Source organism: Streptomyces monashensis, from assembly GCF_001866665.1.
Classification (GTDB): domain Bacteria; phylum Actinomycetota; class Actinomycetes; order Streptomycetales; family Streptomycetaceae; genus Streptomyces; species Streptomyces monashensis.
Genome location: NZ_MLYO01000020.1, coordinates 59,903 through 79,594, shown reverse-complemented (window position 1 = coordinate 79,594; position 19,692 = coordinate 59,903). Strand labels below are relative to the sequence as shown.

Sequence of the window (19,692 nt, the reverse complement as noted above, 5' to 3'; positions counted from 1 at the left end):
GCGGCGGTGGCGGGCAGCGGTGCGTGTCCCGGTGTCCGGGCGAGGGGCCGGTTTCCGGTGGGGCGGGTGTGCGGGGCGCGGGTCATGCGGGGTCTTCGCGGTCGAGGGGGAGGGTGGCGCGGACGGTCCAGCGGCTCTGGCCGGATCCTGCGTCGGGGCCGGCCTCGAAGCTGCCGCCGAGCAGTGCGGCCCGCTCCCGCATCCCGGTGAGCCCGGAGCCCGAACCGGGCGCGCGCGGGGTGTCACCGCGCCGGTAGGCGCTGGTCACGCGGACGTGCAGCATGCTCTCCTCCTGGTGCAGCGCGATCTCGACCGGCCCCTCGGCCGCGTGCTTGAGCGCGTTGGTCAGCGACTCCTGCACGATCCGGTACGCGGCCAGCTCCACCGGCGCGGGCACCCGGCCGTGGTCGTCCGCGAGGCGGACGTCCAGCCCGTTGGCGCGGGCGCCCTTGACGAGCGCGGCCAGGCCGTCGAGCGTCGGGGTGGCCGCGGGCTCCAGGTCGCCGCTGCCGTCCCGCAGGATACCGATCAGCCGGCGCATCTCGGCCAGCCCCTCCACGCTGTTCTCCCGGATCACCTCGAGGGCACCCCGGGAGGTCTGCGCGTCGTCCAGCGACAGCGCGGCCGTGGAGTGGATGGCGATCGCGGACAGGTGGTTGGCGACCATGTCGTGCAACTCCCGTGCCATCCGCGACCGTTCGGCCGTGACCGCCTGGGTGCGGTCCATCTCGGCGAGCAGCGCGGTCTGTTCGGCGCGCAGCCGGGCCGCCTCGGCGGCGTCGCGGTGGTTGCGCACCACCCAGCCGGTCGCCGCCGGCGCGAACGCGACCACCCCGATCCCCACACCGATCAGCAGCGCCTGCGGATCGCGCCAGAGCGCCGCCGGCACGACACCGCCGAGCACCGTCAGCATCCCGGTGATCCAGGGGACGCGGCGGGCCGAGGCGGGGTCGCCGTACAGGACCGACGCGTAGATCAGGTCGGTGTACATGACGACGGTGACGACGTTGCCCTGGGTCACCGTGTCCAGGGTCAGCGCGAGCGTGCCGAGGAACACGCCGAGCCGGGGCCGGGAGCGGCGCAGCGGCTCGCACGCGGCCGTCACCGCCAGCGGCACCAACGGGGCCCAGGTCGCGTGCCACAGCACCAGCGGGTCCGAGGCCGTGCGCGGATGGATCCGGAGCGCCCACAGCACCACCCCGCCGAGCAGTCCGCCCAGCGCGATGCGCAGGTCGTCGGGGTGGGGGCGGGCGAGCGCTCGTGCCATGCGTCCATCCAACACGCCCGCTCCGTCGCCCGCGTGCTCCTTGGGAAGGGTCCCGAACTGCAACTTTCGTTTACGCCGGGGTCGCCCCCGCAGACGACGGAAGCGGACAGAACGGCGGCGAGGCTGGGAGGGGACGGGAAGGAGTGAGTCGTGATCGTCGGATTGGTCATCGCCTGCGAGGTGGCGTTCTGGATACTGCTGGCGGCCGGACTGGCCGTCCGCTACCTGCTGAAATGGCGCCGCACCAGCGTGGCGCTGCTGCTGTGCGAGCCGCTGCTGGAGGTGGTGCTGTTCCTCGCGACGGCCGTCGACCTCCGGGGCGGCGCCCGGCCGGGCTGGGAACACGGCCTGGCCGCGCTCTACATCGGCTTCACCGTCGCCTACGGCCACTCCACGATCACCTGGCTGGACGGCCACGCCGCCCACCGTCTCGCGGGCGCCCCCCGGCCCCCGAAGCCGCCCAGGTACGGCCTCGCCCGCGCCCGGCACGAGGGACGCCTGTGGCTGCGCACGCTCCTCGCGGCGGCCGTCGCCCTCGCCCTGCTCCAGTGCGCGATCTGGTACGTCGGCGACGGCACCGCCACCGGCTCGCTGCGCTCCTGGCAGTGGACGGCGCTGCGAGTCCTCGGGATCCACGGGGTCGTCGCCCTGACCTATCTGCTGTGGCCGAAGAAGGCCCCGGCCGGCACTGCCGCGCACGAGGCGGAGGACCGTACGCTGACCGGACGATGAGGAGGGCGTATGACTGACGGAGCGGGTGCCGGCGCGGTGCTGGTCGTCGACGACGACGCGGCGATCCGGCGCTCGCTGGAGCGCGGCCTGCGGCTCGGCGGCTTCGCGGTGCGGACCGCCGCCGACGGCCCCGGGGCGCTGGCCGCGATCGAGGAGGCCCCGCCGGACGTGCTCGTCCTCGACGTGTCGATGCCCGGCATGAGCGGCATCGAGGTGTGCACCCGGCTGCGCGACGCGGGCCGGGACCTGCCCGTGCTCATGCTCTCCGCGCTGGACGAGACCGCCGACCGGATCGCCGGGCTCCAGGCGGGCGGCGACGACTACCTGGTCAAACCCTTCGCCCTGCAGGAGCTGGTGCTGCGGCTGCGCGCCCTGCTGCGCCGCCGCCCGCCGGCCGGCACAGGCCGGACGGAGCCGCTGCGCGCGGCCGGCCTGGTGATCGACCCGGACGCCCGCACCGCGGAGCGCGACGGCACCCCGCTGGAGCTGACCCGGCGCGAGTTCGAGCTGCTGGAGGTGCTCGCCCGCAACGCCGGGCTCGTCCTCACCCGCGACCAGCTCCTGGAACGGGTGTGGGGCTACGACTTCGACGTACGCACCGACACCGTCGACACCTTCGTCAGCTATCTGCGGCGCAAACTGGAGACCCGGGGCCGCCCCCGGCTCATCCACACCGTCCGGGGCGTCGGCTTCGTCCTGAGGGAACCCAGGGAACCCAGGGAACCCCGAGAACCGCGGGACGCATCGTGAGACTCTCCACCCGGATCGGCCTGGCCGTCGGCTGCACCGTCCCGCTGCTCGTGCTGGCCGGCGGCTGGCTGCTGCTGCACCTGGTCTCCGGCGATCTGCGCAAGGCCGAGGACCAGCACCTGCGCAAGCGCGCGGCGGCCCTCGCCCCGGACGCCCGGTCCCTGCTGCGGGCCGCGGCGAACGACCACCCCAAGGCCGCCGACACACGGCAGCGGCAGCTGTTCGACGCGGCCCTCGACGTCGGCGTACGCGTCGTCGGCCCGGACGTGTCCGTCAGCGGCGGCCCCCAGCCCGGCCCCGCGGCGGCGCTGCCCGACCGCACGTCCGGCTTCGCCGTCGTCCACGCCGGCGGCCGCACCTGGCGGGCCCTGGCCCGGCCGCTGCACGCCGGGACGGCCTCCGGCACGCTGTGGCTCTTCTCGCCCGACACCGCGCAACGCGTGCAGATCCCGCTCGTCCGCCGCCGGGTGGTCGGCGCCGCGATCCTCGCCGCACCGCTGTCCGGGCTGCTCGCCTGGGGCCTGGCCGCCGGGACGAGCGCCCCGCTGCGCCGCCTCACCCGCCGCACCGCGGGCCTCGACCCGCGCACCAGCGGTGCCCGGCTGGGCCAGTGGCGGACCGGCGTGGTCGAGGTCGACGAACTGGCGGCCACCGTGCGCACCGTCCTGGCCCGCTACGACGAACAGGCCGCGCGCACCGCCGAGGCCCTGGACACGGCCCGCTCCTTCTCGTCGGCGGCCGCGCACGAACTGCGCACCCCGCTGATGAGCATGGGCACCAACCTCGACATCCTCACCGGCCACCCCGACCTGCCGGAGCCGGACCGCACCGAGGTCCTGGACGATCTGCAGCGTGAACACGCCCGGCTGCTCGGCCTGTTGGTGATGCTCCGGGAACTGGGGCGCGGCGACCTGGTGGAGGCGGAGGCGTTCCGGGCCGTCGACCTGCCCGAGGTGGCCGACGCGGCCGTGGCCGAGGCCCGCCGCCGCGCACCCGACGCCGCGATCACCCTGGACGCGGCACCCGGGCTCACCGTGCACGGCTGGGAGCCGGGGCTGCGGCTGCTGCTGGACAACCTGCTGGCCAACGCCCTGGCCCACGGCCGGGACCGGACGGGCCGGGCCCGGGTGCGGGTGGCCGTGGACCGGGGCGGTGCCGGCGAGGTGCTGATCACCGTGGACGATCAGGGTCCGGGCGTGCCGACCGAGGCCCGGTCCCGGGTCTTCGAGCGGTTCCAGCGCGGCCGGGACAGCACCGGCTCCGGACTCGGCCTCACGCTCGTCGCGCAGCAGGCGGCGCTGCACCGGGGGAGCGTGGCGGTGACGGACGGCCCGGACGGCGTGGGTGCCCGCTTCGCGGTACGGCTGCCCGTGGACGGCGGCGAACCGCCGGGCATGTCCGACCGGCGGGACTGGCTGATCGGGACAGCCGGAGCAAACCGGTCACAGAGTTTCCCCAAGGATCCTGCCTAGCGTCCGTCGCGACGGACGGCCGACCGAGGCCGCCCGGGAAGTGAACGGAGAGGCAGATGTACGTACGACGCCACACGCGCACGCTGCTCGCGGGGCTCGCCGTGACGGCCGTCCTGGCGGGCACGGCGGGCACGGCGGCCGCCGCCGGCAGCACCCCCGCACCCGGTCCCGCCGGCGACGGGGCGAAGTCGCTGTGCAAGCGGCTGCCGAAGATCGACCGGCGGATCGCACGGGCCCTGAAGCGGCTCGACGCCGGGGCGGGCACGCGCGGCTCGGTGGCCCGGCTGGAGAAGCGGGTGGACAACGCGAAGAAGGCGGGCCACACCGCGATCGCCACCTATCTCCAGGACAGGCTGAACTTCCGCACGTCGCTGGTGACGACCCTGGAGCAGCGGCAGAAGGACCTGGCCGCCGTCTCCACCTGGTGCAAGGACAACGGCGAGGGCAAGGCGGCGAGCTGATGCGGGCCCGCTCTGCCGTGCTGCCGGCGGTGGCGCTGCTCGTGGCGCTCACCGCGGGCTGCGCGCACCACGACGGCGCGTCCCCGAAGGCTCCGGCCTCCTCCGGCGCGCCCTCGGGATACGCGCAGATGCAGCAGAAGGTGAACGCGGCCGAGTCCGCCGCGGCCGCGGCCGACCAGGACGCGACGAGCGCGGCGGACCGGTGACCCGGCGGGGAGCGGGGGTGTTGCTCAGCGCTCCCCGCCCGGTACCCACAGCACGTCGCCCGTCTCCCCGTTGGCGCACCTGGCCAGGATGAACAACAGGTCGGACAGGCGGTTGAGGTAGGTGGCGGTGAGCGGGTTCATCGTCTCGCCGTGCGCCTCCAGGGCCGCCCAGGTGGAGCGCTCGGCGCGGCGGACGACCGTGCAGGCCTGGTGGAGCAGGGCCGCGCCCGCGGTGCCGCCGGGCAGGATGAAGGACCGCAGCTTCTCCAGGCGTTCGTTGAAGCGGTCGCAGTCCGCCTCCAGCCTGTCGACGTAGAACTGCTCGACCCGCAGCGGCGGGAACTCCGGGTTCTCCACGACGGGCGTCGACAGGTCCGCACCCACGTCGAACAGGTCGTTCTGGACGCGGGTGAGGACCTGCACGACCTCCGCCTCCAGGCCGCCCAGCGCGATCGCGGTGCCGATGACGGCGTTGGCCTCGTTGGCGTCGGCGTAGGCGGAGATCCTGAGGTCGGTCTTGGGCACCCGGCTCATGTCACCGAGGGCGGTGGTGCCCTTGTCGCCGGTCCGGGTGTAGATGCGCGTCAGATTGACCATAAGGCCAGCCTAGTTACGCCCCGGCCGTTCGGAACACTCGTGTGCCCACCGTCACCGCGAGCACCGCGAAGCCGACGGCGACGAGGCTGCCGTAGAGCATGTGCGCGGTGGCGTACCGGCCGATGTACGCGTCGCGCACCGCGTCCACGAGATAGCGGAACGGCACGAAGTGCGAGAGCACGTTCAGCCAGGTGGGCGCGAGGGTCATCGGGAGCATGAGGCCGGACAGCAGCATCGACGGCATCGACACCGCGTTGATCAGCGGGCCGAACTCCTGCGGGGTGCGCACCACCATGCCGAGCGCGTACGACAGCGAGGCCAGCGAGAGGGTGAGCAGGGCGACGAACGCGAAGCCGATCAGGATGCCGGTGAGCGGCGCCCGCAGGCCCATCACCAGCGCGGCCAGCACCAGCAGCACCGCCTGGAAGACGAACACCGTGGCGTCGCGCAGCACCCGGCCGAGGAGCAGGGCGAGCCGGCTGACAGGGGTCACCCGCATCCGCTCCAGCACCCCCTGCCCCTTCTCGATGATGACCGTGAACCCCGCGAACAGGGCGCCGAACAGGCCGAGTTGGAGCAGCAGGCCGGGCACCAGCACCTGCCAGGAGCTGCCGCCGCCGCCCAGCGGGAGCCGGGTGAGCAGCGGTCCGAAGAAGAGCAGATAGAGCAGCGGGGTGAGCACGCCGAAGAGCAGCGCGAAGCGGGAGCGCAGGGACTGGCGCAGATAACGGCCGTAGACGAGGGCCGTGTCGTGGAGCAGCATCTTCTTCCCTTTTCTTCTTCCTTTGCGCCGGATCGCTAGACGGATACGGGGGCGGTGTCGGCCGGGGCGGGGCCGCGGCCGGTGATGGCGAGGAAGGTGTCCTGGAGGGTGGCGTCGAGCGAGCCGCCGTGCCGGAGCTTGAGCGCGCCGGGCGTGCCCTCGGCGGCGACCGTGCCCCGGTCGACGATCACCAGGCGGTCGGCGAGGGCGTCGGCCTCGTCCAGGTAGTGGGTGGTCAGGAACACGGTCGTGCCGTGCCGGTCGCGCAGCCGGCGGACCAGGTCCCACAGATCGGCGCGGCTGCCGGGGTCGAGCCCGGTCGTCGGCTCGTCCAGGAAGAGCACCTTCGGGTGGTGCGTGAGCGCCATCGCGATGTCGAGGCGGCGGCGCTGCCCGCCGGAGAGCGCGCCGGTCCTGCGGTCGAGGAGCCCGCCGAGGTCCAGCTCCCGGGCCAGCTCCTCGGCTCGCGCGACCGCCTCGGTCCGCGCCAGCCGGTACATCCGCCCCTGGGTGACCAGTTCCTCGCGCGCGGTGATCTGCGGGTCGACCCCGCCGGACTGGGCGACGTACCCGCTGGCCGCGCGCACCCCGGCCGGGTCGCCGGCCAGGTCGTGCCCGGCGACGGTGGCCGCGCCGCCGGTCGGTTTCAGCAGGGTGGTGAGCATCCGCAGGGTCGTCGTCTTGCCGGCGCCGTTGGGTCCGAGGAAGCCGAGGATCTCGCCCTCGTGGACGGTGAGGTCGATGCCCCGGACGGCCTCGACGGGGCCGGCCTTGGTCTGGAAGGTGCGGGCGAGGCCCGCCGCACTGATGACTGCTGCCATGCCGACCAGAAAAACAGAGTCCCTGAAATTTTGCAACGCCTCCAAAATTTCTGCCTCTCCAACTTTTAAGTTGGTCCAGCAAAGTTAGGATGCGGACATGGCAGAGGGGCTCAGGGAGCGGAAGAAGCGGCAGACCAGGCAGTACATCTCGGATGTCGCCACGGGTCTGTTCCTGGAGCGTGGCTTCGAGGCCGTGACCGTCGCCGAGATCGCGGAGGCCGCCAACGTCTCCGTCAACACCGTCTACAACTACTTCCCGGCCAAGGAAGACCTCTTCTTCGACCGCTCGGCAGGCGTGGTCGACCGGCTCGCACGCTGGATCCGCAGCCGGGACGCGGGCGAGTCCGCCGCGGGCGCCGTCCTGCGCGAGCTGCGCGGCGAGGTACAGGCCGTCTCGCCCAGGGTCGGCCTGATGACGGGCTACGACCGCTTCATGCGGGTCATCCACGAGGCACCGGCGCTGCGCTCCCGGCTGTGGACCCTCCAGCAGGAGGTGCACGACAACGTGACCGCCGCCCTGCGCGAGGAGACCGGCGCCGCCGACGGCGACCCGCTGCCGGACCTGATGGCCGGCCAGATCTGCTGGATCCACCAGACGGTGTTCGTCACCATCGGCCGCGAGATGATGGCCGGCCGCGAACCGGCCGAAGTCTCCCGCGAGGTGCTCGCCCTCATCGACGACATCGAGGACCTGCTCGGCGAACGGGTCCTCGAGTACGCGGTGCGCGCACAGGACTAGGTCCCTTCCCGTACGTCCAGCAGCAGGGAGCTGACGTGGTCGGCGAAGCAGGGGCCCGGTACGGGGATCTCGACGCCGGGGTGGCGGGCGTAGCCGCGGGTCACGGCGTGGGCGACGTAGGACGTGACGATCTCGACGCGCCGGGGCGGCCGGCGCACGCCCGGGGACGACAGGCGGCTGAGGACCCGGAGCACCGTGGGGACGGACGCGTCGAAGGTGCAGCTGACGGGCGGGCAGACGCCGGTCACCGGGATGGTGTCGTGCTCGGTCACGGTGTCGAGGCCGGTCTGCTCGTACCAGAAGGCCGCCGCGTGGGCCTCGCCGCGCGCACGGTGGTGCAGGGAGAGGCAGTACGCCGCGGGCGCGTGTCCGGCGCCGCCGGCGTACTGCCACCAGAAGCGCGCCCCCTCGTCGATGCCGGCGACGAGCAGTGCGCAGCCGAGCAGCCAGGCGCACTCGGGTTCGGGCAGCTGGTCGGTGAGGAAGTGCAGCGTGCCGGGGGCGAGGGCGCCGAGCAGGGAGTCGCACAGGGTGCGCAGGTCGCGGATGGCGGCCGGGTCGGCGGGCCGGGCGCCCGGGACGGCCATCGTCTCCTCGCCGTACGCGGGGTAGGCGCTGTCCTCGTAGGGGACGGTGTCCGCGGGCACCTCGGGGCGGCGGCGCAGCCGGGCGCGGGCGAGGAGGGTGTCTATGTCGGTCGTGTCTGTCATGGCGGTGGGGTTCACTCCCGGGAGCCGGCGCGGTGCAGCAGGGCTTCGAGGGCCGCGCGGGCGTGGTGGTCGACGGCGTGCGTGATGGCCGGGCTCAGACCGGTGACGTAGGGGATCGTTTCCGCCAGATCCAGGCCGCACAGGTGACCCAGCACGACCACGTCCATCTGGTCCTGGGGGAGGCGGGCGATGGCGTCGAAGAGGTCCACCAGGTCGGTCATCAGGACGAGATGGTCCGGGACGCTGTCGCTGACCTCCTCGGTGGAGAAGACGGCGGCGCGCAGGTCGGGACGGCCGTCGCGGTGGGCGGCGCGCGCGAGGACCCGGGAGCGCAGCAGGAGCCAGGCGCCCCGGCGGACGTTCTCGCTGCTCGCGACCGTGTCCCAGGACAGCCACAGCAGGTCGAAGGTCTCGCCCACCGCCCAGCGGACGCGGTCCTCGGCCAGCAGGAAGGCGCGGGCGTAGGCGGTGTAGGGCGCGCGCATCGCCTCGATGAAGGCCTGGTGGGCCAGGGGCGGGGGCTCCGCCTCGCAGGCCACCTGCCCGATGCACTGCTCGATCCACCACTGCTCCTTGCGGGCCTCGCGGGCCGCGGCGGTCCACAGCCGGCGCATCGGCCGCACGGGCAGACCGAGCGCACGGATCATGCTGAAGGTGATCTCCCACGTGGGGTAGTAGCCGTTGCCGCGCAGGAGTTCGCTGATCCGGGTCTTGGAGTAGCCGGAGCGGTGGACGAGGTCGTCCAGGGTCAGGCCGCTGGAGAAGACGTGGCGGCGGACCGGTTCCAGCCAGGCCCGGTGGGCCGGACCCGCCGCCGTGGATATGGGGGCGGGCCTACGGCCGCGCCGGCCGGCGGCCTCCGGGGGAGCGGGGCGGCCTGTGCCACGGGGTTCGGTCATCGGGGTGGCTCCTCCCCGGCGGTGGCGGTGGGCGCGGGGTCGGCGGGCGCCCGGGGGCCGTCGGGACCGGTCAGGGCCTGGACCATCTGCTGCACGAGCAGGCCCAGGGACGGGAGCAGGGTGGCCATGGCGGCGACCTGTCCCAGCACGGTCATCACCGTGCTCCACGTGAGGACGGTCACCAGGACGGCGACGGTCCACACCTTCTTACTCGACATCACGCACTTCGTTTCTGTGAGCGGGTCTCACTCCAACTGCCCCTCCCGCGAGCGGTGCTGAAGCGCCATCAGGAGGGAGAGCCAGCATGGCCCCGGCCCCGTCCGCCACGCCACGTGATCATGGAGTTACGGAACAATGACCCCAAGTGCCGGTCCGCGCTACCCCGCGCCACCCCTGGCGCGTCGGATGAATGACAGCGATTCAACCTATTGAGGGGGAAAGGGCACTTCTGCTCGCACAGTGCCCCGTACCTCGCCATCATGAGTGACCCCAAGGCGCCGCTCGACACCGCACTGGGAAACCGTGCGGCCCCCTGTGCTGAAGCAACACCCCAAGAGGGGGCCGCACGCTCGGGAGGCTCGTACCGCTGCCGGTGTGATGTCCGTCAATTGAGACGTGACGCGCGTTACTTACCGGTCACACAGCGGCTCCAGAGCGCTAGGGTCCGCCGGAGAAGCAGACTTGGAGCGCGATTCAAGGGAGTCGTCAGTGGCACGGAAGCTCGCCGTCATCGGAGCCGGTCTCATGGGGTCCGGCATCGCTCAGGTCGCCGCGCAGGCGGGCTGGGACGTCGTCCTGCGCGATGTCACCGACGAGGCACTGAAGCGTGGCACCGACGGCATCAAGGCGTCGTACGACAAGTTCGTGAGCAAGGGGAAGCTGGCGGCCGACGCCGCCGACGCCGCCCTCGCCCGCATCACCGCCACCACGGACCTGGATGCCGCCGCCGACGCCGATGTCGTCGTGGAGGCCGTCTTCGAGAAGCTGGAGGTCAAGCACGAGATCTTCCGCGCGCTCGACAAGATCGTGCGCCCGGACACCGTGCTCGCCTCCAACACCTCCGCCATCCCGATCACCAAGATCGCGTCGGCCACCGAGCACCCCGAGCGGGTCGTCGGCGTCCACTTCTTCTCGCCGGTGCCGATGATGCAGCTCGTCGAGCTGGTCCGCGGGTACAAGACGAGCGACGAAGCCCTCGCCACCGCGCGGGAGTTCGCCGAGTCCGTCGGCAAGACCTGCATCGTCGTCAACCGCGACGTGGCCGGCTTCGTGACCACCCGGCTCATCTCCGCGCTCGTCGTGGAGGCCACCAAGCTCTACGAGTCCGGGGTCGCCACCGCCGAGGACATCGACCTGGCCTGCAAGCTGGGCTTCGGCCACGCCATGGGCCCGCTCGCGACCGCCGACCTCACCGGAGTCGACATCCTGCTGCACGCCACGAGCAACATCTACACCGAGTCCCAGGACGAGAAGTTCGCCGCGCCGGAGCTGATGCGCCGGATGGTGGACGCCGGTGACATCGGCCGCAAGAGCGGGCAGGGCTTCTACAAGTACTGAGCACCATCTGTACGGACATCCGCCGGATATCACCCCCGGGAGTATCACTCCCCGGGGTGAATTCGGTATCGGTTCGCTTACAAACAGCAACCGCACCGCCACTCGCACAGTCAGACGTTGCAACGTCACGGAGTACCGGTCAGGACGAGGCAGCGTCACGGAGAACGCCAACCGCACTCAACGGGGAGCGCTTATGCACATCAGGGGCGACCATGCCGAGCTGGTCGTCGGGGGCCGCCTCGACGTCCGCAGCGCGGCGGACGCCCGTACGGCCCTGCACCGGGCGGTCGATCACGGCGTCGGCGACCTGGTGCTCGACCTGTCGGAACTGGACTCCTGGGACGCCACCGGACTCGGGGTGATCATGGGCGCCCACCGACGGGCCGGCCGCTGCGGTCGCCGTCTGGTGCTGCGCGGCGTCCCGCCACAGATGCAGCGCCTGCTGGTGGCCACCCGGCTGCACCGTATCCTCGCCATCGAGGGCGGCATCGGCGTGGAGTCGCTGCCCCGCGTGTGACGCGCCGGACGGCCGGTCCCCGGGTGTGAGGCGCCGGGCGGCCGGGACGGGTGCGCACAGCGTGGGCAATCCTCACCGGACCGTGACGTCCCGGGCCGTACGGCACCCCGCCCTGTCGGAGATACTGAGCCAAGGTTTAGGGTTCGGTCGCCCGCTGCCTCGCAACCCTCGACCGAGCGGGCCCGGACCAGAAGCGACAGCGCGGTGTGCGACAAGGCCGGGAGGGGCCGGATCACGGGCACACGACGCTTTTGGGGGGCAGGAAACCCATGGAACCGATGCAACCCATGGAACCCATGGACCCGACCGACCCGGGACATCCGGGCGGCCCGGGACCCGAGGGACACGGACAGGCCCCGGGCCGCCGCGCGCCCCGGGAACCCGTCACCTCCGACTTCGGCACGAGCACGCCCCCGCCCGTCCGCACGGCGCAGCTCGTCACCGGTGATCTGCTGCTGACCGTCAACCCCGTCGACGGCAGCGAGATAGAGCCCTGCCCGCCGGCCCAGCGTCCCGCCGCGCCCCGCAAGCGCACCGCCGCCGAGCGCGCCGAGACCGAGCGGGCCGCCAGGCCGCCCGCCCCGGCCGGTCCCGCCCAGCCGCCCCTCGCCCTGCTGGAACGCCAGGACGAGCGCGAGCGCCTGGTCCGGCTGCTGGCCCGCGGCCGCTCCGTACGCCTCACCGGCCCCGGCGGCTCCGGCCGCACCGCCCTGCTCGACCTCGTCGCCGAGGACTGCCAGGACCTCGCCCCCGACGGGGTGATCCGGCTCAGCGGCTTCCACCGCGGCTCCGCCGACGTGCTCCACGACCTCTTCCACGCCGTGTACGACGCCCCCGGCCACCGCCCCGCCCCGGACGACCTGCGCGCGCTCGTCGCCGAGATCGGTGCGGTCGTCGTCCTGGACGACATCGAGTTCGGCGGCGCCGGTCTGGAGGAGCTCCTCGACACCGCCCGCGAGTGCGCCTTCGTGATCGGCGCCACCCCCGACGTGCCCGCGCCCTCCGCCGCCTCCGCCGTCGAGGAGGTCTTCCTCGGCGGCCTCGACCGCGCCGCCGGCGTGCAGGTCCTGGAGCGTACCGTCGGCCGCGTCCTCACGGAGGAGGAGGCCAACTGGGCCGGCGACCTGTGGTTCGAGTCCGAGGGGCTGCCCCTGCGGTTCGTCCAGGCCGGCGCCCTGCTCCGGCAGCGCGACGAGCTGCGGGCCGGCCCGCAGGCGGCGGACCAGTACGACGAGTACGGCGTCTTCGAGGACGCACGACCGGACGCGCGCCCGCCCGTGGACCTGGCCGCGGAGCCGGCGGACGCCGTCCCGCTGCCCTCCCTCGGCGAGGCCGCCGCGCCCGCCCCGCTGCTCGCCTCCCGGCTCGGCGACTCCGCCCGCGCCACCCTGCGCTTCGCGGTCGCCCTCGGCGGCGAGGTGCCGCACCAGGCGCATCTGCCGGCGCTGGTCGGCGACACCCACGCCGACGCCGCCCTCGGTGAGCTGGCCGGCTGCGGACTGGTCTCCCCGGTCGGCTCCCGCTACCGGCTCGCGGCCGGGGTGCAGACCCAGCTGGAGGCCGCCGGATACGCCGACGACGCCCCGGACCGGGTGCTCGCCGCCGCCGAGCACTACACCTGGTGGACCGGCCACCCCTCGGTCACCCCCGAGCGGGTGAGCGCGGAGGCCGACGCGGTGCTGGCCGCGCTCGCCGCCGTCGTCCCACAGACCTCGGCGCCCGTCGACGGCGAGGAGAGCCGCGCGGTACGGCTCGCCCGTACGGCCGCGCCCTCCTTCGCCGCCGGGCTCCGCTGGGGCGCGTGGGAGCGTGCGCTGCGCTCCGGCGCGGAGGCCGCCCGGCTGGCCGGTGACGTACATGAACAGGCCTATTTTCACCACGAGTTGGGCGTCCTGGCGCTCTGCACGGGCCAGCTGGACCGGGCTCGCGCCGAGTTGGAGGCGTCCATCGGGCTGCGCGGCGCCCTCGCCGACAAGCGGGGCACCGTCGCCGGGCGCCGGGCCCTCGCGCTGGTCGCCGACCGCTCGGGCGAGCTGCCCGGGATCACGGCCATGGCGGGGGAGGAGCTGCCGGAGATACGGCACGAGGAGTCGGCGCCGCCGCCGTACGCGCCGCTCGGCGAGGCCCTGGTCACCCAGCGGCTGCCCGCGGCCCCGGCGCGCGGCGGGATCGGCGGAATCCGCCGGCTGGCCCGCCGCAACCTGGTGGCGGCCGGCTCCGGCGCGCTGCTCGCCGTGGTCCTCGGCACGGTCGTCACGCTCGGCATGACGTCCCACGAGAACGCCGACAAGCACCCGGCCGGCAAGGTCGACGTCAACCCCTCGATCAGCGAGGGCACGGACGGCGGCTCCCTCGGCGCGGACCCCGGGCAGAGCCGCGGCGGCGGTACGACGGGCGGGGCGACCGGTCGGCCGACGACCGTCGGCGCACATGGCACGTCCGGCACGACGGGCGGCCCGGGGCCGTCGACGGACCCGGCCCGGCCGTCGGAGAGCATCAGCCCGTCCGGGTCCGGCAGGACCTCGCCCCCGCCCTCCAAGTCGCCCAAGCCGTCGGGGTCTTCCGGCTCGAGCGGTTCGACGGGCGGTACCGGTACGGGCGGCAGCACCGGCGGTTCCTCGACGGGCGGCACGACCGGCAGCACCGGCACGAGCGGTTCCACGGGCACCGCGAGTGGGGGCACCGGCTCCTCCGGCGGTTCCACGGGCACCTCGACCGGTGGCACCGGCTCCAGTGGCGGCTCGACGGGCACCACCGGATCCACGACCGGCAGCACCGGCGGATCCTCGACCGGGGGCTCCACCGGTACCTCGACGGGCGGCTCCACCAGCGGGACGACCGGCACCACCACGAGCAGCGCGTCGGCGCCCCAGAGCGCACCGCAGCCGTCCGGCACGGTGGCCTGACCGTCCCGCGCCGCCCGTCCTTCTCGAAAGGGCCGGGCGGCGCGGGACGGGGCCCGCTAGAAGAGCCGCAGCTTGTCGTCCTCGATGCCGCGCAGGGCGTCGTAGTCCAGGATCTGGCAGTTGATGCCGCGGTCGGTGGCGAGGACGCGGGCCTGGGGCTTGATCTCCTGGGCGGCGAAGACACCGCGGACCGGGGCAAGGTGCGGATCGCGGTTCAACAGGTCGAGGTAGCGGGTGAGCTGCTCCACGCCGTCGATCTCGCCCCGGCGCTTGATCTCGATCGCCACCGTCCCGCCGTCCGCGTCCCGGCACAGGATGTCCACCGGGCCGATGGCCGTCATGTACTCGCGGCGGATCAGGGTGTAGCCCTCGCCCAGGGTCTCGATGCGGTCGGCGAGGAGCTCCTGGAGGTGCGCTTCCACGCCGTCCTTGATCAGGCCGGGGTCCACGCCGAGTTCGTGCGACGAGTCGTGGAGGATCTCCTCCATCGTGATGATCAGTTTCTCGCCCGCCTTGTTGACGACCGTCCAGACGCCGTCCTCCTCGCCGCTTCCTTCCTTCAGCGTGCAGGGCGGAGACATCCAGTTGAGGGGCTTGTAGGCCCGGTCGTCCGCGTGGATGGAGACGCTGCCGTCCGCCTTGACCAGGATCAGTCGGGGCGCCGAGGGCAGGTGGGCGGTGAGCCGGCCGGCGTAGTCGACCGAGCAGCGGGCAATGACGAGACGCATGGTCGGCAACGCTACTCGACACCCCGAGGTGCGCGCGATTCGCCCGCCCTGCTCCCGAACGATCACCCCAATTGTCCCTGGAAACTCTTGTTCATCCCTGGCCGATTGTGCGCGTAACGGGACCGTTCCATATACGCATTCTGCTGGTGTGGTCACCTACGGTTGCCTACCGTAGGGAACGTGAGGTCGCGACGCATGTACGCAGCGTGTTCGATATCGCGAACTCCCTTACCTGTCCGGCAACCCCTGCTCCCTGCGGGGGTGCGAGAGGAGAACCCATGTCGCTCGACGTCTCACCGGCCCTACTCGAACAGGCCGAGCGAGGCGAGGTCGACGAAGCAGCATTCGTCGACTGCGTCCGGACCTCCCTGCCTTACGCATGGGAGATGATCAGCTCCCTGGTGGCGCGGCTGAAGGTCGACGGCGGTCCGTTCGCCGACAACCTGACGCCCCCGCCGGACGAGCAGGCACGCGGTCAGCTGTTGCGCGCGCTCGCGAGTGACGCCATCCGCGGCGCGCTGCAGCGGCACTTCGGGGTACGTCTGGCCTTCCAGAACTGCCACCGGGTGGCGGTGTTCCCGCTGGACGCCTCGGCGGACGAGACCTTGGCGCGCTTCACCTCGGTGCGCAACCAGTTGCTCAACCAGTCGCCGGAGCTCCGGGACTGCTGACGGGCAGCCCCGCCACGACACCGGCAGTGAGCCGCTTGCTTGCCGCTCCACTCGCGGGAGGTGCTTTCACTACTGGGGCGGCAAGCCCCCCAGGTGGCTTGCGCGAAAGACCCGCCGGGTCAACGCAGTTGAGGCAGCACCTCGGCGCCCAGTCGCCGCAGGTTCTCCTCGGTCGCGGCGAGATCGCCCGAGCCCTCGACGAGGAGCGCGAAGCGGGAGATGCCCGTGCGCTCGGAGGTGGCCGCGAGCCGGTCGGCGGCCAGCCGCGGGGTGCCCACCGGGTGCAGGCCGCAGAGCAGTTCGGTGTAGGCGTACGGATCGCGCATCCGGCGCGGCCGTCCGTCGACCGTCACATGCGCCTCCAGCCCCTGCTTCAGCCAGCCCGGCATCGCCTTCAGCAGGGTCTCCGCCGCGTCCGTGCGCCGGTCCGCGAGCTGGCACACCCCGGCGGAGACATGGGCCGCCCCCGTGATCTCCTCGGCGGGCCGGCCCGCCGCCCGGGCGCAGCGCCGCCACAGGGCGACCATCTCGGCCTTTTCCTCGTCCCCGACGTGCATGCCGAGCAGCATCGGCAGCCCGCGCTCGGCGGCCAGCCGCACGCTCGCCGGGGAGGTGCAGGCGACCACGACCTCGGGGCCGGGCGTCTCCGTGAGGCTCTCCGAGGGGCGCGGTACGACGGCCACCTCACGGAAGGTGAACCGCTCGCTCTCGCCCGCCACCCGCGGCTCGCGCAGCCAGCGCAGCAGCAGATCGAGTGACTCCGGGAATCCGTGTTCGTACGCGTCGAGGCCCATGCCGAACACCTCCAGGTCCACCCAGGGGCCGCCGCGGCCCACACCCAGCGTGAACCGGCCGCCGCTCGTCAGGTGCAGCAGCGCGGCCTGCTCGCCGAGGGCCACCGGGTGCGCGGTGGGCAGTACGCTGACCGCCGTACCGACCCGGATGCGGTGGGTGCGGCCGAGCAGATACGCGGCCAGGGTGACCGCGGACGGGCACGTGCCGTACGGCACGAAGTGGTGCTCGGCCAGCCAGACCGCGTCCAGCCCGGCCTCCTCGGCGACCTCCGCCGAGCGGACCGCCCGGTGCAGGGCCTCTCCCGGACCCTGCCCCGGGAACTGGGCGCCCAGCACAAAGCTTCCTACGTACATCGCGTTTCCTGCTTCCTTGGCCCCGACTCGGAGCTCCCCCACCCGGCATAACCGTCCGACACGTGCCCAGGACACGGCCTGGCGGAGGGATTTGCCGATTGTCTTCAGAATGACGTGCCGTGGAGGGGGACTTGTGTGGGTTGGCGCTCTTCGCGTACCCCGCTCGGCGGCGCGTACGCTGGACGGAGCCCGTGCTCCCCGTACAGCCCCGAGAGGTGTCCCGTGTCCCCGCGTCGCAACCGACCGAAGGCAGCCGGATCGCCGGGCCGCAGCGCCGAGGACGACCGCACCGGCCGGTACGGCGGCTGGCAGTCGACCGAGGACTGGCAGGGCGAGGAGTGGAGCGTGCGCCATGTCGCCGGGGCGAGCGCGGAGGGCAAGACCTACCGCTGCCCGGGCTGCGACCAGCTGATCCCCTCCGGGGTCCCGCACGTGGTGGCCTGGCCCGAGCACGCGGGCGTGGACGACCGCCGGCACTGGCACAAGGCGTGCTGGAACGCGAAGGACCGCCGCACCACGCGGGTGCAGCGGTCCCGTAACGCGCCGAAGTTCTGAGGGCCCGGGGCGGTGGGCCTCGGCGTCACACGTCCCGGCTGCGCAGCAGCGCGAAGGCACCGGCGTACGCCGCGACCGTCACGCCCAGGATGATCCACAGCGGTTCCCAGCCGGAAGGGCCGGTCGTGCTCAGCGAGTTGGAGTAGAACACGCTCATCTGGTTCGGGATCGAGTACTCCAGCAGCCACTCGCGCAGCTTGTGCAGCGACTGGGCGAACATGAACAGGGCGATCACCAAAGGCGCCAGCAGCAGGCCGATCATGATCGTGATGGCGCCCGCCGAGTGCCGGATGATCGAGCCGATGACCAGCGAGAGCAGGCCGAGCAGCGCGACGTAGAGGCTCACGCCGACGGTCGCCTTGAACCACTCGCTGCCGGTCGGCGTCCGTGCGCCGTTGTCCTGGACCATGGCGTTCTGCACCATCGCCACGAAGGCGGCGCAGGCCAGGGTGATCGTGAAGGCGAGGACGAAGAACACGATGGCCTTGGCGGCCAGCACCCGGCTGCGGCTCGGGCACGCCGTCATCGTCGTCCGGATCATGCCCGTGCCGTACTCGGACGCCGTGGTCAGCACCCCGAGGGTCATGATGCACATGCTGCCGAGCAGCAGCCCGAAGAAGCCGAGCTGGAGCGGGCTCTGGTCGTCCATCGACGAGGAGGAGTTGCTGACCACCGCACCGGCCAGCAGGCCGATGCCGAGGACGAGCAGCACGAAGACGCCGAGCGTCCACATCGTGGAGCGCACGGACTTGATCTTCGTCCACTCGGAGGCCAGCGCGTGCCCGAGGTGGGCGCGCACGACCGGGATCGGCGAGGTGTAACCGGGGTACTGCCCGCCGGGCGCCGCCTGCCAGTCGGGAGCGGCAGCCGCGGGTGCCTGCGGCATCGGGGGCTGGTGGTTGCTCATCGGGCGTCGTCCTCGGGCTGGGTCTTGGTCAGGTCGGCGGGTGCGGGTGCAGGCGCGACGGCCGGGGCCGGGGCCGCGGCGGGCATGGCAGGCGCCTGGCCCTGCGCGTACGGGTTCGGGGCGCCCGGAGCGCCGGGGTGGCCCTGCGGGGCGCCGTACGGGCCCGGCTGGGCGCCGTAGGGGCCGGCGGCCGGGGCCTGGCCCGGGACGGGCCGGCCGCCCTGCTGGGGCGGCGGCGGGGCGTACCAGCCGGCCTGGCCCTGGCCGGGCACCGGCATGGGCGGCTGCGCGCCGGGCGGCAGCGGCTGCTGGAGGCCCGCCTTCTGGTCGACGGTCGAGCGGTAGTCCACGGCGCCCTGCGTCATCCGCATGTACGCCTCCTCCAGCGAGGCCTGGTGCGGGGACAGCTCCCACAGCCGGACGTCCGCCGCGTGCGCGAGGTCGCTGATCCGGGGCAGCGGCAGCCCGGTCACCCGCAGCGCGCCGTCCTGCTCCGGCAGCACGTGGCCGCCGGCCTCGGTGAGCGCGGAGGTCAGCTTCTCGCGCAGCTGGGGCTCGGTGTCGGGGGTGCGCACGCGCGCGAAGTCGGCGGAGTTGGCCGAGATGAAGTCCGTCACACTCATGTCGGAGAGCAGCTGGCCGCGTCCGATGACGATGAGGTGGTCGGCGGTCAGCGCCATCTCGCTCATCAGGTGCGAGGAGACGAAGACCGTACGGCCCTCCGCCGCGAGCGCCTTCATCAGGTTGCGGACCCAGAGGATGCCCTCGGGGTCGAGGCCGTTGACCGGCTCGTCGAACAGCAGCACCTGCGGGTCCCCGAGGAGCGCGGCGGCGATGCCCAGGCGCTGGCCCATGCCGAGCGAGAACCCCTTGGAGCGCTTCTTGGCCACGTCCTGGAGGCCGACGACCCCGAGCACCTCGTCCACGCGCCGGGCCGGGATGCCCGACAGCTGGGCGAGGCTCAGCAGGTGGTTGCGCGCGCTCCGCCCGCCGTGCACCGCCTTGGCGTCCAGCAGCGCGCCGACCTGGCGGGGCGCGTTGGGCAGCTTGCGGTACGGGTAGCCGCCGATGGTCACGGTGCCGGACGTGGGGTTGTCCAGCCCGAGGATCATCCGCATCGTCGTCGACTTGCCCGAGCCGTTCGGCCCGAGGAAGCCGGTCACGGTTCCCGGTCGCACCTGGAAGGAAAGGTTGTACACGGCGGTCTTGTCGCCGTAGCGCTTGGTCAGGCCGACAGCCTCGATCATGCTCCGCACCCATCGAAAGGATCTGGACAGCGGGGCGCA

At 73.0% G+C, this 19,692-nt stretch carries 22 protein-coding genes; 11 read left to right on the top strand and 11 right to left on the bottom strand.

Features of this window, described 5'->3' with window-relative positions; genetic code table 11:
• Positions 1-82: 82 nt before the first annotated feature.
• On the bottom strand, positions 83-1,267 hold the full coding sequence (locus tag BIV23_RS12535; RefSeq protein WP_071380878.1) for a sensor histidine kinase: 1,185 nt from the start codon (positions 1,265-1,267) through the stop codon (positions 83-85).
• A gap of 150 nt (positions 1,268-1,417) precedes the next feature.
• Between BIV23_RS12535 and BIV23_RS12530 the strand changes: the two genes are divergently transcribed.
• The 5 genes from BIV23_RS12530 to BIV23_RS12510 are packed head-to-tail and all read left to right on the top strand — an operon-like array spanning position 1,418 to position 4,888.
• Positions 1,418-1,999, top strand: a complete 582-nt coding sequence (locus BIV23_RS12530; protein ID WP_071380877.1) for a hypothetical protein — start codon at positions 1,418-1,420, stop codon at positions 1,997-1,999.
• Positions 2,000-2,008: 9 nt separating this feature from the next.
• Positions 2,009-2,749 (top strand): response regulator transcription factor, encoded by a 741-nt coding sequence (locus tag BIV23_RS12525; RefSeq protein WP_071380876.1) that lies wholly within the window; start codon positions 2,009-2,011, stop codon positions 2,747-2,749.
• Positions 2,746-4,221: a sensor histidine kinase gene (locus tag BIV23_RS53190; protein WP_071380875.1), complete on the top strand. Its 1,476-nt coding sequence runs from the start codon at positions 2,746-2,748 to the stop codon at positions 4,219-4,221. Before BIV23_RS12525 ends, BIV23_RS53190 begins: the two co-directional genes overlap by 4 nt.
• A 56-nt stretch (positions 4,222-4,277) precedes the next feature.
• Positions 4,278-4,682 (top strand): hypothetical protein, encoded by a 405-nt coding sequence (locus tag BIV23_RS12515; protein ID WP_071380874.1) that lies wholly within the window; start codon positions 4,278-4,280, stop codon positions 4,680-4,682.
• A complete protein-coding gene (locus BIV23_RS12510) occupies positions 4,682-4,888 on the top strand; it encodes a hypothetical protein (RefSeq protein WP_071380873.1) in 207 nt (68 codons plus the stop codon). Before BIV23_RS12515 ends, BIV23_RS12510 begins: the two co-directional genes overlap by 1 nt.
• A 24-nt stretch (positions 4,889-4,912) precedes the next feature.
• Here the strand turns inward: BIV23_RS12510 and BIV23_RS12505 are convergent, their stop codons facing one another.
• The 3 genes from BIV23_RS12505 to BIV23_RS12495 are packed head-to-tail and all read right to left on the bottom strand — an operon-like array spanning position 4,913 to position 7,069.
• Positions 4,913-5,485, bottom strand: a complete 573-nt coding sequence (locus BIV23_RS12505) for a cob(I)yrinic acid a,c-diamide adenosyltransferase (RefSeq protein ID WP_071380872.1) — start codon at positions 5,483-5,485, stop codon at positions 4,913-4,915.
• 13 nt (positions 5,486-5,498) lie between these two features.
• Positions 5,499-6,248 (bottom strand): ABC transporter permease, encoded by a 750-nt coding sequence (locus tag BIV23_RS12500; RefSeq protein ID WP_071380871.1) that lies wholly within the window; start codon positions 6,246-6,248, stop codon positions 5,499-5,501.
• Positions 6,249-6,283: 35 nt separating this feature from the next.
• Positions 6,284-7,069, bottom strand: a complete 786-nt coding sequence (locus tag BIV23_RS12495; protein WP_071380870.1) for an ABC transporter ATP-binding protein — start codon at positions 7,067-7,069, stop codon at positions 6,284-6,286.
• 97 nt (positions 7,070-7,166) lie between these two features.
• On the opposite strand from BIV23_RS12495, the gene BIV23_RS12490 reads away from it, so the two are divergent.
• Positions 7,167-7,808, top strand: a complete 642-nt coding sequence (locus tag BIV23_RS12490; RefSeq protein WP_071380869.1) for a TetR/AcrR family transcriptional regulator — start codon at positions 7,167-7,169, stop codon at positions 7,806-7,808.
• Here the strand turns inward: BIV23_RS12490 and BIV23_RS12485 are convergent.
• The 3 genes from BIV23_RS12485 to BIV23_RS12475 are packed head-to-tail and all read right to left on the bottom strand — an operon-like array spanning position 7,805 to position 9,635.
• Entirely contained in the window at positions 7,805-8,518 is a 714-nt protein-coding gene (locus BIV23_RS12485; protein WP_071380868.1) for a hypothetical protein, read from the bottom strand. The genes BIV23_RS12490 and BIV23_RS12485 overlap by 4 nt on opposite strands.
• Before the next feature lie 11 nt (positions 8,519-8,529).
• Positions 8,530-9,417, bottom strand: coding sequence for a SigE family RNA polymerase sigma factor (locus BIV23_RS12480; RefSeq protein WP_071380867.1), 888 nt, complete (start codon positions 9,415-9,417; stop codon positions 8,530-8,532).
• The gene (locus BIV23_RS12475) at positions 9,414-9,635 is read right to left on the bottom strand and encodes a hypothetical protein (RefSeq protein WP_071376422.1); all 222 of its coding nucleotides are present in this window, start codon (positions 9,633-9,635) and stop codon (positions 9,414-9,416) included. The genes BIV23_RS12480 and BIV23_RS12475 overlap by 4 nt, the downstream gene beginning before the upstream one ends.
• 490 nt (positions 9,636-10,125) lie before the next feature.
• Here BIV23_RS12475 and BIV23_RS12470 point away from each other — a divergent pair, with 490 nt between their 5' ends.
• From BIV23_RS12470 to BIV23_RS12460, 3 genes are all read left to right on the top strand, one after another.
• Positions 10,126-10,974, top strand: a complete 849-nt coding sequence (locus BIV23_RS12470; RefSeq protein ID WP_071380866.1) for a 3-hydroxyacyl-CoA dehydrogenase family protein — start codon at positions 10,126-10,128, stop codon at positions 10,972-10,974.
• Between the two features lie 193 nt (positions 10,975-11,167).
• Positions 11,168-11,491 (top strand): STAS domain-containing protein, encoded by a 324-nt coding sequence (locus tag BIV23_RS12465; protein ID WP_071376420.1) that lies wholly within the window; start codon positions 11,168-11,170, stop codon positions 11,489-11,491.
• A 296-nt stretch (positions 11,492-11,787) separates the two neighbouring features.
• A complete protein-coding gene (locus BIV23_RS12460) occupies positions 11,788-14,397 on the top strand; it encodes an ATP-binding protein (protein ID WP_177239874.1) in 2,610 nt (869 codons plus the stop codon).
• Between the two features lie 56 nt (positions 14,398-14,453).
• Here the strand turns inward: BIV23_RS12460 and nucS are convergent, their stop codons facing one another.
• A complete protein-coding gene (gene nucS / locus BIV23_RS12455; protein ID WP_071380865.1) occupies positions 14,454-15,125 on the bottom strand; it encodes an endonuclease NucS in 672 nt (223 codons plus the stop codon).
• Between the two features lie 278 nt (positions 15,126-15,403).
• Between nucS and BIV23_RS12450 the strand changes: the two genes are divergently transcribed.
• Complete coding sequence (locus BIV23_RS12450; protein ID WP_071376418.1) at positions 15,404-15,796, top strand: SCO5389 family protein; 393 nt, start codon at positions 15,404-15,406, stop codon at positions 15,794-15,796.
• 119 nt (positions 15,797-15,915) lie between these two features.
• On the opposite strand, the gene BIV23_RS12445 is transcribed toward BIV23_RS12450, so the two are convergent.
• Positions 15,916-16,944 (bottom strand): LLM class flavin-dependent oxidoreductase, encoded by a 1,029-nt coding sequence (locus BIV23_RS12445; protein ID WP_071380864.1) that lies wholly within the window; start codon positions 16,942-16,944, stop codon positions 15,916-15,918.
• 222 nt (positions 16,945-17,166) lie between these two features.
• On the opposite strand from BIV23_RS12445, the gene BIV23_RS12440 reads away from it, so the two are divergent.
• Positions 17,167-17,499: an ATP/GTP-binding protein gene (locus BIV23_RS12440; RefSeq protein ID WP_071380863.1), complete on the top strand. Its 333-nt coding sequence runs from the start codon at positions 17,167-17,169 to the stop codon at positions 17,497-17,499.
• A 25-nt stretch (positions 17,500-17,524) separates the two neighbouring features.
• Here BIV23_RS12440 and BIV23_RS12435 read toward each other — a convergent pair whose 3' ends face one another.
• Entirely contained in the window at positions 17,525-18,406 is an 882-nt protein-coding gene (locus tag BIV23_RS12435) for an ABC transporter permease (protein WP_071380862.1), read from the bottom strand.
• Positions 18,403-19,653: an ABC transporter ATP-binding protein gene (locus tag BIV23_RS12430; RefSeq protein WP_071380861.1), complete on the bottom strand. Its 1,251-nt coding sequence runs from the start codon at positions 19,651-19,653 to the stop codon at positions 18,403-18,405. The genes BIV23_RS12435 and BIV23_RS12430 overlap by 4 nt, the downstream gene beginning before the upstream one ends.
• Positions 19,654-19,692: the final 39 nt, after the last annotated feature.

Bases quoted from the DNA above. Each gene is read 5' to 3' on its own strand.
- BIV23_RS12445 (WP_071380864.1), bottom strand. From the start codon at position 16,944: ATGTACGTAGGAAGCTTTGTGCTGGGCGCCCAGTTCCCGGGGCAGGGT.
- BIV23_RS12485 (WP_071380868.1), bottom strand. From the start codon at position 8,518: ATGACAGACACGACCGACATAGACACCCTCCTCGCCCGCGCCCGGCTG.
- BIV23_RS12495 (WP_071380870.1), bottom strand. From the start codon at position 7,069: ATGGCAGCAGTCATCAGTGCGGCGGGCCTCGCCCGCACCTTCCAGACC.
- BIV23_RS12490 (WP_071380869.1), top strand. From the start codon at position 7,167: ATGGCAGAGGGGCTCAGGGAGCGGAAGAAGCGGCAGACCAGGCAGTAC.
- BIV23_RS12505 (WP_071380872.1), bottom strand. From the start codon at position 5,485: ATGGTCAATCTGACGCGCATCTACACCCGGACCGGCGACAAGGGCACC.
- BIV23_RS12465 (WP_071376420.1), top strand. From the start codon at position 11,168: ATGCACATCAGGGGCGACCATGCCGAGCTGGTCGTCGGGGGCCGCCTC.
- nucS (WP_071380865.1), bottom strand. From the start codon at position 15,125: ATGCGTCTCGTCATTGCCCGCTGCTCGGTCGACTACGCCGGCCGGCTC.
- BIV23_RS12525 (WP_071380876.1), top strand. From the start codon at position 2,009: ATGACTGACGGAGCGGGTGCCGGCGCGGTGCTGGTCGTCGACGACGAC.
- BIV23_RS12480 (WP_071380867.1), bottom strand. From the start codon at position 9,417: ATGACCGAACCCCGTGGCACAGGCCGCCCCGCTCCCCCGGAGGCCGCC.
- BIV23_RS12430 (WP_071380861.1), bottom strand. From the start codon at position 19,653: ATGATCGAGGCTGTCGGCCTGACCAAGCGCTACGGCGACAAGACCGCC.
- BIV23_RS12435 (WP_071380862.1), bottom strand. From the start codon at position 18,406: ATGAGCAACCACCAGCCCCCGATGCCGCAGGCACCCGCGGCTGCCGCT.
- BIV23_RS12500 (WP_071380871.1), bottom strand. From the start codon at position 6,248: ATGCTGCTCCACGACACGGCCCTCGTCTACGGCCGTTATCTGCGCCAG.
- BIV23_RS12460 (WP_177239874.1), top strand. From the start codon at position 11,788: ATGGACCCGACCGACCCGGGACATCCGGGCGGCCCGGGACCCGAGGGA.
- BIV23_RS12475 (WP_071376422.1), bottom strand. From the start codon at position 9,635: ATGTCGAGTAAGAAGGTGTGGACCGTCGCCGTCCTGGTGACCGTCCTC.
- BIV23_RS12535 (WP_071380878.1), bottom strand. From the start codon at position 1,267: ATGGCACGAGCGCTCGCCCGCCCCCACCCCGACGACCTGCGCATCGCG.
- BIV23_RS12510 (WP_071380873.1), top strand. From the start codon at position 4,682: ATGCGGGCCCGCTCTGCCGTGCTGCCGGCGGTGGCGCTGCTCGTGGCG.
- BIV23_RS12450 (WP_071376418.1), top strand. From the start codon at position 15,404: ATGTCGCTCGACGTCTCACCGGCCCTACTCGAACAGGCCGAGCGAGGC.
- BIV23_RS12515 (WP_071380874.1), top strand. From the start codon at position 4,278: ATGTACGTACGACGCCACACGCGCACGCTGCTCGCGGGGCTCGCCGTG.